The organism is Neobacillus niacini (assembly GCF_031456445.1).
Lineage (GTDB): Bacteria > Bacillota > Bacilli > Bacillales > Cytobacillaceae > Neobacillus > Neobacillus niacini_I.
This window is the reverse complement of sequence record NZ_JAVDUQ010000018.1, coordinates 1-13,251: the sequence shown is the minus strand read 5'-3', so window position 1 is coordinate 13,251 and position 13,251 is coordinate 1. Positions and strand designations below refer to the sequence as shown.

General features: G+C 39.5%; 10 protein-coding genes. 3 read left to right on the top strand and 7 right to left on the bottom strand.

Translation table 11 applies throughout. From position 1 onward, the window contains the following. Positions 1–3: 3 nt before the first annotated feature. From J2Y67_RS15265 to J2Y67_RS15250, 4 genes are all read right to left on the bottom strand, one after another. A complete protein-coding gene (locus J2Y67_RS15265; RefSeq protein WP_310175475.1) occupies positions 4–1,068 on the bottom strand; it encodes a Ger(x)C family spore germination protein in 1,065 nt (354 codons plus the stop codon). Further along, positions 1,065–2,153, bottom strand: a complete 1,089-nt coding sequence (locus J2Y67_RS15260) for a GerAB/ArcD/ProY family transporter (RefSeq protein WP_310175473.1) — start codon at positions 2,151–2,153, stop codon at positions 1,065–1,067. Before J2Y67_RS15260 ends, J2Y67_RS15265 begins: the two co-directional genes overlap by 4 nt. Beyond that, a complete protein-coding gene (locus tag J2Y67_RS15255) occupies positions 2,141–3,661 on the bottom strand; it encodes a spore germination protein (protein ID WP_310175638.1) in 1,521 nt (506 codons plus the stop codon). The genes J2Y67_RS15260 and J2Y67_RS15255 overlap by 13 nt, the downstream gene beginning before the upstream one ends. Positions 3,662–3,801: 140 nt before the next feature. Next, positions 3,802–5,862: a peptidoglycan D,D-transpeptidase FtsI family protein gene (locus J2Y67_RS15250; protein ID WP_310175471.1), complete on the bottom strand. Its 2,061-nt coding sequence runs from the start codon at positions 5,860–5,862 to the stop codon at positions 3,802–3,804. Between the two features lie 216 nt (positions 5,863–6,078). Between J2Y67_RS15250 and J2Y67_RS15245 the strand changes: the two genes are divergently transcribed. Next, a complete protein-coding gene (locus tag J2Y67_RS15245; RefSeq protein WP_310175469.1) occupies positions 6,079–6,504 on the top strand; it encodes a hypothetical protein in 426 nt (141 codons plus the stop codon). A 16-nt stretch (positions 6,505–6,520) separates the two neighbouring features. On the opposite strand, the gene J2Y67_RS15240 is transcribed toward J2Y67_RS15245, so the two are convergent. The 3 genes from J2Y67_RS15240 to J2Y67_RS15230 are packed head-to-tail and all read right to left on the bottom strand — an operon-like array spanning position 6,521 to position 10,199. Next, positions 6,521–7,024, bottom strand: a complete 504-nt coding sequence (locus J2Y67_RS15240) for a (2Fe-2S)-binding protein (protein WP_310175467.1) — start codon at positions 7,022–7,024, stop codon at positions 6,521–6,523. Beyond that, the gene (locus J2Y67_RS15235; RefSeq protein WP_310175466.1) at positions 7,021–7,860 is read right to left on the bottom strand and encodes an FAD binding domain-containing protein; all 840 of its coding nucleotides are present in this window, start codon (positions 7,858–7,860) and stop codon (positions 7,021–7,023) included. Before J2Y67_RS15235 ends, J2Y67_RS15240 begins: the two co-directional genes overlap by 4 nt. Next, complete coding sequence (locus tag J2Y67_RS15230; protein ID WP_310175465.1) at positions 7,857–10,199, bottom strand: xanthine dehydrogenase family protein molybdopterin-binding subunit; 2,343 nt, start codon at positions 10,197–10,199, stop codon at positions 7,857–7,859. The genes J2Y67_RS15235 and J2Y67_RS15230 overlap by 4 nt, the downstream gene beginning before the upstream one ends. Before the next feature lie 273 nt (positions 10,200–10,472). Between J2Y67_RS15230 and J2Y67_RS15225 the strand changes: the two genes are divergently transcribed. Next, entirely contained in the window at positions 10,473–12,005 is a 1,533-nt protein-coding gene (locus J2Y67_RS15225; protein ID WP_310175463.1) for a carboxypeptidase M32, read from the top strand. A gap of 356 nt (positions 12,006–12,361) precedes the next feature. Next, the gene (locus J2Y67_RS15220) at positions 12,362–13,129 is read left to right on the top strand and encodes a TerC family protein (RefSeq protein WP_310175461.1); all 768 of its coding nucleotides are present in this window, start codon (positions 12,362–12,364) and stop codon (positions 13,127–13,129) included. Positions 13,130–13,251 lie beyond the last annotated feature (122 nt).

The window sequence follows — 13,251 nt, the reverse complement described above, 5'->3', positions numbered from 1 at the left end:
TGATTATTCAATGACTCCTGATTCCATAATCGTTACATCCGCATGGACGTTTACTTTTAGATATTGGTAGTCCGTTTTCCAATTTTCAAAACTAAAATTTCTGGTTTTGCTTTTTATAAAATGACCAAAGCCTACAGGGTCAATATTTTTTTCTTTAAATTCAGTTACTAAGTCCCGGCATTCGAATTCAATATTTTTTTGTAATTTTTTTTCGATTTTTTTTATGTCTTTGGGTGTTACTTTTTTACCGGAATATTCATTCAACACCGCATTCACCTTAAGCTTCACATCTACGGTGTATGGATTTCTGGACGCAAGCTGCATTTTGTATTTGGAACGAATACTTTCAACAACTGCCTGTTCCTTGTCGATGCTGATATTTAAAGTTCCTTGACTATATTTGTCCACAAGCAGCTTAAAATAAAACATTTTCTTAGCAGGGATGGAATCGACAATTTTACCATAGCGAAAAAAGCTGATACCGCTTATTTCCATTTGTTCTTTGCCGATTTTTTTTAACCTTGGAAGATAAGGGGTTTTTCCAATTTGGTTGAAATCAAATAAAAACCGCTGCATGTCTGTTTTTGGGACATCTTTGTTTTTCATATTATGGCGGATAAGATTGGTTATATAAACCGCATTCCCTCTGTTTCCATAATCACCTGCTAAAAACTTCTTTGATTCCCCCTCTGTTACAGCGAGGTAAAGGCCTGCGCCAATACTGGGGTCTCGTTGAAATGAATCCATCAGCGCTAAAATTCCCTCTTTTTTTGAAAGCTTTTCACCGAAAAGGACCACCTTAAGGCTTCCTGTTACAATTGGATCTGAAGATTGACGCTGGATATTGAGTAAAAACTCCCTGCTTTGTTGGGAAAAGGCCGTAAAGGTTTTATTTCTTACGCTTTTATCAGGCAAATAGACCGGAATGAGTGTTGTTCCGCGTATCTTTCCATTTACATAATCATAGCCGCTTCCTGTTTCGAGACTGACATCATCTAAGATTTCCTTTTGGACGCAGGCACCCAGCAGAACGAATACGATGATGGAAGGAATTATTAGATATCTCATTTTTTCTTCACCTTCTTGATTATTAACATTAGCAAAAGGAGTAAGGGAATGTATGCATAAAATAAGAAAAAAAATATTCCTCCGACATAGGTGGCCAAGAGGTTAATCTGCTGCCTAGTTTTAAAAAGGCTAGTGATAATGATTACAATCAATGCGAGTAGAAAAACTCCATATTTTTGTTTCATGTTGGTCACTTTTTTGACAATTCTGCTGCTGCACCATAATGCAATACTAATATTAGGGAGAATAATGAGACACCAATTGGCGATCCCAATGAATTCAAATCTCTCGACAAAAGGCAATTCCACTATTTTCCAAAGGGTTAAGGTTGCCCATGCATTTTTTTGCAGCTGCCCTTCTGAAAAATAGGCAAAGGTAATAATCGTAATAAACGCATAGAGGACCGTAGTAGTAAGGGTTCCTAGATGAGCCCATTTTTTTGATTTTTGCGGTTCTTTAATAAAAGGGTAAATAAATAGTAAGACCTCATAGCCAAGGTAGGTAAAAGACATTTGATAAGATGCGGTCATTATATCCTTTATCGAATGATCAAAAATGGGCAGTAAATTTCTAATATCGGCATAAGGAAGCGTAAATAAAAAGCTGAAAATTAAATAACTGGGAAGGATCACACCAAAGAATGCTATACCCGTTAGCGTGCGAAACCCTCCGAAAATGATATAGATCGCTAACCCGCAAAAGGCTACCGAAAACCAAAAGGTGCTTAAATCCGGAAACATCCAAACTTGGATCACTTCTATATAAGAGCGGAGTGTAATGACAGCAATCATTATATAATAGATCATAAATGGCAGGGACATAAGCTTGCCTAGATTCTTGCCAAACACGAAAGTATGGGCAGTCAAGATATCCCCATTTGCTGTATCGGTGATTTTGTATATGATCCACACTATAATATGGGTGCTTAAACCGGCCAAAACAACCGCTATCCATGCATCATACCCCGCCGTTACAGCAATTATGCGCTGAAAGCCAAGGACACCTACCCCAAATTGCATCGTATGGACGATAAAAAAAACTAAAAAAGGTGATATTTTTACTTTTTCAGGCACTATTTGTTCCATTTTTCATCCTCCGGTACTTCTTCATCAATATCCCCTTTTGAGCTTTTTTTCCTAGGAGCGGTAAAACGTGTCGGGTTTTTCGTTCTTAATGCTAATGGCCGCTTTGATTGTCTCTCAAATGGAAGTCTGATCAGTGAATCTTTCAGATCGGTTACTCTTGGCGGATAGAGCGGCTCCAAGAATGGCCGATTAAGGGAAGTAAGCCGTATTAAGTGTGTCAATAAAAAACAAAAACAAAAGATGATCCCGAGCAGTCCCCACAAATCGGCGAAAAATAAAAATGGAAAGCGCAGTAACCGAATGGCATTGCCCATTTTATATACAGGCGTCGTAAAAGATGCGAGTGCAGCAAGTGCCACGATAATCAGCAGGACATTACTGGTTAATCCCGCTTCAACGGATGCTGTTCCAATCACGATACCGCCTACGATACCAATTGTCTGGCCGACCTTAGTTGGAAGTCTGGCGCCTGCCTCCCTCAGCAATTCAATGGTCAGTTCTAAAAATAACGCCTCTAGGATTGGAGGGAGAGGTATTGCTCGACGTGAGGTAACTAATGTGTTCATTAAATCCTCTGGAATCATTTCGTAATGATACGATAGGGTAGCAACATAGATAGGTGTTATTAAAATGGAAAATGCAACAGAAAAAAGCCGAATCAGCCGGAAAAAAGAAGCCAAAATCCAATTTAAGAAATAATCCTCGAAAGAACTAAAGAATTCAACCAATGTTGTTGGGGTGATTAGAACATGTGGCGACCCATCCACAAAAATAGCAACTTTCCCTTCTGCCAGAATCGCTGTAACCCTATCCGGACGCTCCGTATCAAGAAGCTGGGGAAAAGGAGAATTTTTATTATCCGATATTAATTGAACAATATAGGAACTGTCGGTAACCCCATCAAATTCAATCCCTTTGATCCGTTCTTTTACGGTTTGGACATTAACCGGATCTGTAATGCCATCAATATGCATAACAACCACTTTCGTCTTGGAAAGGGAGCCTACTTCAAATTCTTCAAAAATTAGTTCTTTGATAGGAAGCCTTTTTCGAATTAGGTTTATATTGTGTTCGATGGATTCAACAAAAGCTTCCTTTGGTCCAATTACACTAAACTCGACCTCAGGGGTGGATACACTGCGGACAATTTCCTTTTGTGCTGCTATAAACGCAAATTTCTTCTTCTCTGATTCAAGTGTCAGAAGAACGTAACCATTAAATAATTTCTGTTCAATAACGCTTTGATCCTCGCTGATTTGTACATCTGCAAGGGGAATGATTTTTTTAATATCCTCAATTGTTTCAAAGTTTTTTTCAAGTAAATAAGGAAGTGCGTTATTCTGTAAAATCGATTCATCAATGAGACTGGAAATAAATGAAAAATTAAAATGGTTGTTAGTCTTTTGATTGACATATGAAACCTGCTTAAAATCCTTTGATTGCTGAAGATACTGTTCAAGAGATTCTTTTTCCTGTTTTTGTTCTTGTTTTTTGGTAAACCAGGCCATTTGGTTCCAGCTCCCCATCGCCTTTTTCAATTATGTTTCCCTTTTTTGGAATAAATATGAATTCCGTACTTTTTGCAAAAAAAGAATGTTGAAAAGCAAACTGGTTTGGAGAGGACTCCAAACCAGTTTTAAGAAAATGATTATTTTTGTTTTAAATGAAAATACGTATCCATCACCCTTCGGCCAATGCGGAAATTTGCTTTATTTTCAGACTGGCCGGTGTAGGCCCATGGTACAAGCACAGCCATTGCAACTTGAGGATCATAGCTTGGTGCATAGCTGACAAGACTTAGGTTAATCACCCCCGGCGGTTCTTTGCCATATCTCCAGCGGTCAGGTCCGTCATAAAATCCCTCCGCCGTTCCTGTTTTTCCTGCGGGGGAATAGGGAGCACCTTTAAAGTAAGGATAGGCGGTACCCCCAGGCACTTGAAACACCATCTTAAATCCAAGCTGTACCCGGCTAATCCATTCTGATTTTATATCAATCATATTTAAAACTTTTGGATGGATTTGTTTAAAAACGGGTCCAACATTCTCCGAGCCATTTAATGGTTCACGGATTTCTTTTACCAGATGGGGCTGCATTCGATAGCCGCCGTTAGCAATGGTCGAGACATATTGGGCCATCTGTATCGGAGAATAGGTATCATATTGCCCGATAACGAGATCAAGTAAAAATCCCGGAAGCCTGCTTGAACCTTTAAACCCTGCCTGTTCGTTCGGGAGGTCGATGCCGGTTCTTGTTCCTAGACCGAAGCTGGCAAAGGAGTTTCGGATAATATCAAAGCTATTGGGTTTAAGCGATAAAGGCTGATCCGGAATATAATTTCCGCCGCCAATTTTGATGGCAGTCCGAAACATGTAGACATTGGAGGACAATTTCAGGGCATTAAGATCGTTTAAGGTCCCCAAATACATCCATGATTTTTTAACAGGTGTACTTCTGATTCTAATCGGTTCGTCACTTAAATAGGTTCCGGGAGATAGGGCCCCCGTTTTATAACCGGTTAAAACGGTAGCCCCTTTGACAGCAGAGCCAACATTGTAAGTGGTAGTAAATGTCCCAAGAGCATCGTCTATCATTTCCGTTCTGCCGGTTTTATCGTCTCGTACGATCCTTTTTCCCGCCATCGTCAGAATTTCTCCTGTTTTCGGATCCATTAACACCACATATGCGCGGTCTAAAAAATAAGTCCCAGGCAGTCTTTTTAACGACCAAAGCTCCTCCTCAATAATTCTTTCCACCTTTTTTTGCAATTCCATATCAATGCTTAATACCAGGTCTTTCCCGCGCTGTCCGTCAAAGACGACCTCGGTATCCACAACATTCCCTTGTTTATCGGTGACGTTTTTCACCCGTGACTTATATCCATGCAGGATGTCTTCATATTGGGCTTCTAAATAACTTTTGCCGACACGGTCATTTCGGTTATAACCTTTCGATAAAAAATAATGGAGCTGATCGGCAGGCAGACCTTCATCTGATTTGGTTACTTTGCCTAAAACAGATTTTAAGGTTTTATCAAAATTATAGGACCTTTCCCAATCGGTTGTCGTATCCACACCTGGAAGGGACTGAAGATTTTCGCTGACCACCGCAAATTCTTTATCCGTTACATCTTCATTCTTGACGATTTGCGGGGTGAATTTATAACCATTTCGAAATTCACGAAAAATCGCAGCTACTTCAAGATCTTCAGGTGTCAGTTGTTTTAGATCCCGCTTTGTAATCCGCTGAATTTTTAATTCATAAAGGTTTTTATCTTTTAATTTTTTTGCTTTGTAAAGTTCATTTTCACTTTTGGTGATTTTGGCGTCCGCTAACTCGGGGTATTTTAAAATCCAGAAATCTTTTTTATCCCACTCCGTCAGTTTATCCGTTTTTTTATCGATAAGCTTCGCTAATTTCCTTGCTGTATCAAGCATTTCTTCCTGATCGGATCCCATGTTTGTATAGGTAATGGCTCTTTTTGGGGTATTATCGACAATCACTTTATAATTTCGATCGAGCATTTTCCCCCTTGGAACCGGATTTTTTATCGTAATATCCTCGTTCCTTTCAAGATCCCGCTTGAAATTTTCACCGTAAACAATTTGTACAAACCCAAGACGTAAAATAAGTGCAGAAAATAAAAGAAAGACGCTAAAAAACAATAAATTAATTCGAAAAGGAAAATGGGACTTTTGCTTTTTCTCCAATGTTTGTTACACATCCTTTTATGCCAACCGTGCTAAGTCCATTTTATTATGCCCTATCCATAAGTTGGTATTATTACTATTTATTTTACAGATGGAGTGCCGCAGGTGTAAAGTATTTCCTTTCTAACGATTTTTTGTAAATCAATCTAAATAATTTGGTTAAAATGAATTTATTTAATGAAAGCTAAAAGAAGAGAAAATATAGGGGGGACTCCTGTGAAAAAAAAGAGTCAGCAAAACCAGCAGCCACAAAGCTCTGGTCAGCAAAGCCAGCAGCAATCACAAAACTTTCAGCAGCAGCAAATGATGCAGCAACAACAGCAACTCCAGGAAAATCAGTCCATGATGGAGCAACAATTTCAAACACAGAAGAAACAGGCACTTCAATCGATGCAGCAAGCATCAACAACCATTCAACAAAGTGCTACAATGAGTAATCTTCAGTCCCTACAACAGGCACAACAGCAGCTGCAGCAGGCAACACAACAGCTGAACCAAATGCAGGGAATGGCCGTAACGCAAGCACAAACAGCTCAGCAGCAACAATTGGAGCAGGTTCAACAGCAAATTGAACAGGCTGCTCAACAGCTTACCCTCATTGAGGGGCTTAATCAAGGAAATTACAGCTTTAAAAAAGGATAAAGAAAACCAGTTTCCATCAGGAAGCTGGTTTTCCTTTATCCTTATAAATCTCACTTTCTTGTAACACAGCCTTTACAGCTTCTTTAATTTCCTGATAGCCTGTACACCTGCACAGATTTGATCTCATCCACTCTTCAATTACTTCATCATCAGCTTCAGGGTGCTTAGTCGCTAGGGCATGACAGTTTAAAATAAATCCGGGGGTACAGTACCCGCATTGGATTGCCCACTTGTCAACAAATTGGTTTTGAATAGGAGAACCTATTAGGCTCTCAGCAGTAGTGATCGGCTGATTAATTGTTTCGATTGCTAGTGATAGGCATGAATGAGTTGGTTCCCTATTCACTAATACCGTACAGGCACCACAATCACCATTTTCACATGCACGCTTTGCGGCTGTTAATCCTAGTTGTTCTCGGAGAATCCATAAAAGGGTATCGGCTGACCGAACCATTACTTCATGGGTTTCCCCATTAATGTTTAGTTTAATAACTGTTTTCGATGTACTATTAGAAATCATGAGGTTTTCTCCTTCAAAGCTTCAATCGTTTCTTGCAAAGTATTTTTTAGGACAAATTCACGGTATCCTGCTGACGCTTGAATATCGTTAACAATTGGTGAGGGGAGTCCTTTGACTGCCTTTTCAATCTGCTCATCGTTTGTAAGAGAGGTATCATTTAAAATGGCTTCAATTTCTGATGACCTAAAGGGGTAATCACACACACCACTAAATGCGGCCCGAATCTTGCTGTCTTTTATAAGCGCTGCTATCGTCACTACAGGATATCCGACTTTAGAAATTTTGGTCTTTTTTAGACAGATAAATTTTTGGCTTGCATAGGACACATCGATTATTATTTGAACGAGAAGCTGTCCTGAATTTAATTGCAACTTCTTATTAAATACATCCTTTAGAGGGAGTATGTTTTTTTCCTCATTTCCTGCTATTTTTACCATTGCATCGGATAATAGAAGCGGTAAGACGCCTTCCCGATACATTAAACCGCTATTAATATTTCCGCCAAGCGTAATCTTGTTTCTTGAAGTATGATCCGCCACACCTTTTACTGTTTGCCCTAAAAGAGGAAATAACTTGGAATCGACGATTTTATTCAAGGAAACGGCTGAACCGATGACGAGTGTTTCCCCTTGGACTTCGAGTACCTGACAATCAGGGATTCCCTTAATATCGATAACAGCTTCTGCTGCCATTTTATTCATTCGGGCAAAAGTAATAAATTCAGTCCCTCCGCTATAAAAGATTACCTTTTTCCCTCGTTTTTGGATGTCCTCGAATATATTTAGTGCTTCTGTAACAGTAGTTGGTTTATAGTATTCAAAGTCAAAAGGAATCATTTTATGTGCTCCTTTTTTGTCTTCCAAATTAATTCTGGGATAAGGGGTAAATGGTTTAACTCAACTTCTGCTGCAGTAGACAAGCTGTTTGCTAGCGCCCCAGCCATTCCGATCACTCCGTACTCACCTATGCCGCGTGCCCCGTATGGTCCGTCAGCAGCAGGTGATTCAACAAAATCGACAAGGTATTCGGTTGGCTGTTCGCCATACCTCATAATCTGATAGGTTCGTAATTGGGGGTTTTGAACAATACCCTTTTCATCAAAAATGAATGCTTCTCGACTGGCAAAACTAAGACCTAAATACATCCCGCCCCTCATCTGCTGGCTCGCCGTTGCAGGATTAATGATGGTACCACCATCAAGAACTGTAACAGCCTTTAAAATTTTGTATGTAAAATCTTTTGTATCCCATTCAACTTCTACTGCTTGAACCCCCACAGACCACCAAGGTCCTGGTTTACCAAAACCGGTTTCTTGATCCATTGGCGTCAAATGCCTTTGAATATACTTTCCTTGACCTACAACTTGCCCACCTATTGCATGTCCATTTGGATATTTATAACCTAAGCAGATATCCTTTATTTGAACACCATATTCAGGATTCGGTTTTAAATATACACGTCCGCCGTCTACCTCTAAGTCTTCAGAAGAACATTGCAGGGCAATCGAAGCGGTGTTTTTTAATTGAGAAATTGCGTCATCTGCCGCGGCCATGACTGCTCTCCCAGCTAGAAAAGTGGTACTGCTTGCGACAGTCCGCCATTGGTGTGGGTCATATTGGGAATTAACTTCCATCGTAATATGGACCTTATTAATATCCATTTTTAATCTTTCCGCTACAATTTGCGCTAGAACGGTTTTGGTTCCTTGCCCCAATTCAATTGCCGCACAGTTCAAGTTCACGCTGCCATCCGCTTCAAACTTTAAAATGGCACCTGATTGAGCATTCGTAGAAGTTGTTGATGTTTTCCAAAAGGTGCTGATTCCTTTAGCCCGTATTTTATTATTTATTTCAATTCTCTGTCCCTCGTCCCATTGAATCAATTCTTTTGCCCGTTCTAGACATTGCAATGTATCACCAATATTATTAGCATTAATGCCGGTCTGTGTTGGGGCGGTATCTCCTGGTTTAATCGCATTGATCTTTCTCAGTTCAATTGGGTCGATTTTTAATTTTTTGGCAATCTGATCCATTGTTCGCTCGACTGCAAAAGTTAATTCAGGATGTGCGTAACCCCTGAAAGAAGTAGCATATGGGTGATTGGTATACATACAATATGAATCGCACCATACATTTGGAATATTATAGGGGCCTGTACAATCAAGCGCCATTGCCCTGGTTATTCCGGCTGCTTGGTCCGTGTAGGCACCAGAATCGATTAAAAATGTATATTGACCCGCCATTAGTTTCCCATCTTTATCAGTCCCAAGGGAAATCGTAGCTTCAACACCAATATGACACGGAGCAGTAATCAAGTCCTCCTCCCGTTCATAATCTAATTTCACCATTTTTCCGCCAACAGCCTTTGATGCTAAATAAGCAAGCGGTTCCAACTGTACTGTTCCTTTCCCGCCGAACGCTCCGCCAACAATCGTCGTATGAACAATGATATTTCCGAGTTCGATATTAAAAAATTGATTCATTACTTTTTTAATCGTAAAGGGAGATTGTGTCGTGGAATGAATAATCACCTTTCCGGAAGATTTTATCTCCACCCTTGTACTTCTGGTCTCCAATGCCGCGTGGTCGGAAAGGTTAAAGGAATAGGTTTCCTTTATCTTTGTTGCACATTCTTCCCAAGCCTGAATGAAATTTCCTTTGCGGATTTTAATATGGCTGCCAATATTCGTTCCTTGTACAGGGTAAACATTACTAATAATTTTTGTATATTGCCCTGAGTTCTCATGAATTAAAGCGGATTCCTTTTGAAAAGCTTCCCTTACGGAATTTACAACAGGCAATGGTTCATAATCAACCTTTACCAGCTGTGCGGCTTGTTTGGCTTGATGTTCATGGTCAGCTACCACAATTGCTATAGGTTCACCGTAATATCTAACTTTTTCAAAAGCTAAAGGGGGACGGTCAGCAAGAATGGGACCAATATGATACGGAAACATCTTACCTGTAACAATTGCGCGAACACCGGTAACCTTCCATGCCTCCGAAAGGTCGATTGAATGAATTTGTGCATGCGCATGCTTACTTGTCACAAGCTTTGCATGGGCTAACCCAGGGATTGTAAAGTCATCAATAAAGCGTATGGTCCCAGCAGCTTTTTCAACCGCATCAATTCTTTGTTTGGGTTGTCCAACAGTTGTCCGTGAGTTTTGATCCATTAGTGCTGCCTCCTGTAATAATATAAATTCCAATAATTTCGGAACGATAATTTAAGTTTTTAAAACCTAAATTCTATTTTTACCTACAGTTTGTAAAATTTATACAGAACCTTAATAAGTTTAATGACAGCAAATTTCGATTGCGGTTGAGAAATTTGTCAATAAAAAGACTTTCTAAATTTTTCCCATATTAGATAGATTATTTTATAATTAAAAGGGAATAGGCAGGTTAGTTTACCTGGCCTGTTTAATACCAATAGGGGGTCATACATAGTGGAGCATAAAGTGATTGATCCAACTGTTCAGAAGGCTTTAGAACAATTTAAAGCTTTGGATGAAAAAATCTCGCATTTTTCAAGCATCATTGGTTTAACAGATTGGGATCAAAAGGTGATGGCACCGAAAAAAGGAAGGCATACCTTTGCGAAGGCAATCGGTACTCTAAGGACGGAAGTATTTAAACTGTCGGTTTCAGAGGAGATGGGCAGCTTAATAGACGTGCTTAGTACGAATGAAAGCGCTTTATCCGTGGATGATGTTACGATGGCGAAGGTAAGGGAGTATAGAGATTATTATAAGAAAGCAAAAACCATTCCGGCAGACCTTTTCCAGGAATATTCGATTTTGACTGCTCAAGCCAATGATGCATGGGAAGAGGCAAGGGCGACGAATGACTTTGACCTGTTTCTTCCGTATCTTGAGAAAATTGTAAATTTTAAAAGAAGGTTTGCTGAAATTTACGGTTATGAAGAACATCCATATGATGCGATGTTAGATGAGTTTGAGCCGGGCTTAACCGTTAAAAAACTAGATCCATTGTTTGCAAAATTAAGAGAATCAACTGTCAATTTACTAGAAAGAATTCAACAATCAGGAAGACCGACACCTTCGGAAATCTTTGACCAATCCTATGATGTGAAAAAACAAAAAGCATTTAACCGCTTTATTTTACCGTTGATTGGATTTGATCTTGAAGCGGGAAGATTGGATGAAACCGTCCATCCTTTCGCCCAGACAGTCAATACAGGAGACGTCCGCTTAACAACCCGTTATTTAGAGCATAATGTTCGATCAGCCTTGTTTGGCACGATTCATGAAGCCGGTCATGGAATTTATGAGCAAAATATCAATCCGGAATTTGAAGGTTCTGTTCTTCAAAGCGGTGCTTCTTTCGGAATACATGAGTCCCAATCAAGATTTTTGGAAAATATGGTCGGTCGCAGCAAAGAATTCTGGAATTATTTTTATCCGCAGCTTCAGGCTCAATTTCCTGAAACGCTGGAAAATGTAACAGTAGAGGAATTCTACCGAGCGGTAAATACAGTACAGCCATCATTTATTCGAGTGGAGGCAGATGAGTTAACCTATAATTTGCATATTATGATCCGCTACGAAATTGAAAAAGCCTTAATGGCGGGGGAAATTGAAGCGAAAGACTTGCCAGCTATCTGGAATGAGAAAATGCAGGATTATCTTGGAGTCACCCCTGGCACCGATACAGAGGGTGTCCTCCAGGATGTTCACTGGTCGTTTGGCGGAATCGGCTATTTCCCTTCTTATTCATTAGGGAATTTGTATGCCGCACAAATACTAAGAAAGATTGAACAAGACCTGCCTGATTTCTATCATCATATTGAACATGGTAGATTTGACCTTATTCAAAATTGGTTAAAAGAAAACATTCATCAATATGGTAAACTCTACACCCCGAATGAATTAATTCAAAAGGTGACAGGTGAAGAATTGAATGCAGATTACTTAGTCCAATACTTGGAGAAAAAATATTCAGAGGTATATGGTTTGTAATTATTGACAAATATGAAAATATAAATATATAATAATATTAATTAAATATTTCCTTTTTAAAGGGGAGTAGCTGTACAATAAAGTCGTCATTTCGAGAAACCTGATTTCTCCGGCTTTATTGGCAACCTTGACGTTGTTAGCAAGACCTTTACTTAGGGTAAATGTTCAAACATTTACCCCCAGGTAAAGGTCTTTTTGGATTTTTAGGTCTTTACATGTGGGTAAAATTTAGGCTTTTACCCACATGTAAAGACCTATTTTTATTGCTATAGCTCACATCATTGTAGAGGCTGGGCTTTCGCAATATTCAAAATGGCAAAAGGAGACTTTTAAAAATTTTTGAGGAGGATGGTTTGATGGATATTTCAATTTTATTGGAGTATGGCTGGGTTTTATTGATTCTTGTGGCATTGGAAGGACTTTTAGCAGCAGATAATGCACTGGTGCTTGCAATTATGGTGAGACATCTACCTGAGGAAAAACGAAAGAAAGCTTTGTTTTACGGGTTAGCGGGCGCGTTTATGTTCCGCTTTGCCTCTTTGTTTGTTATTTCATACTTGGTGGATGTATGGCAGGTGCAGGCAATCGGGGCCATCTATTTGTTGTTCATGGCGGGGAATCATATTTTTCGCAAGCTAGTGAAGAGTAAAACAGAAGAGAAACCGAAAGAGCCAAAAACGAGCGGTTTTTGGACTACTGTGTTAAAGGTAGAACTCGCTGATCTTGCCTTTGCTGTCGATTCAATCCTTGCCGCGGTGGCAATGGCTGTGGTGCTTCCAGAAACAAAGCTTCCGAATATCGGCGGTCTAGATGGAGGTAAATTCTTAGTGATTTTTGCCGGGGGCTTTCTTGGATTGATCATCATGCGTTTTGCGGCAAATAAATTTGTTCAGTTATTGGAGAAACGTCCCGGTCTTGAAATGGCAGCCTTTATGATTGTTGGCTGGGTAGGGGTAAAGCTTGTAGTCTATACACTTTCACATCCCTCACTCGCTATTTTAAATGAAGAATTTGCCCATTCTAGTGAGTGGAAAATAAGCTTCTATCTTGTCTTAGTTGCGATTGCTGCTGGGGGATGGTTCTTTTCAAGGGAATCAGCGAAAAAGGAATCGAAAGCATCATAATTTATCCTTGAAAAAGTAAAGGCAGACTAAAATGTACCCTATAGAGTAGACACTTTGAAAAAAGGTCTACCTATAGGGTACTTTTTTGTATAATTAATAAAAAATCATTTAGATAATGGGGA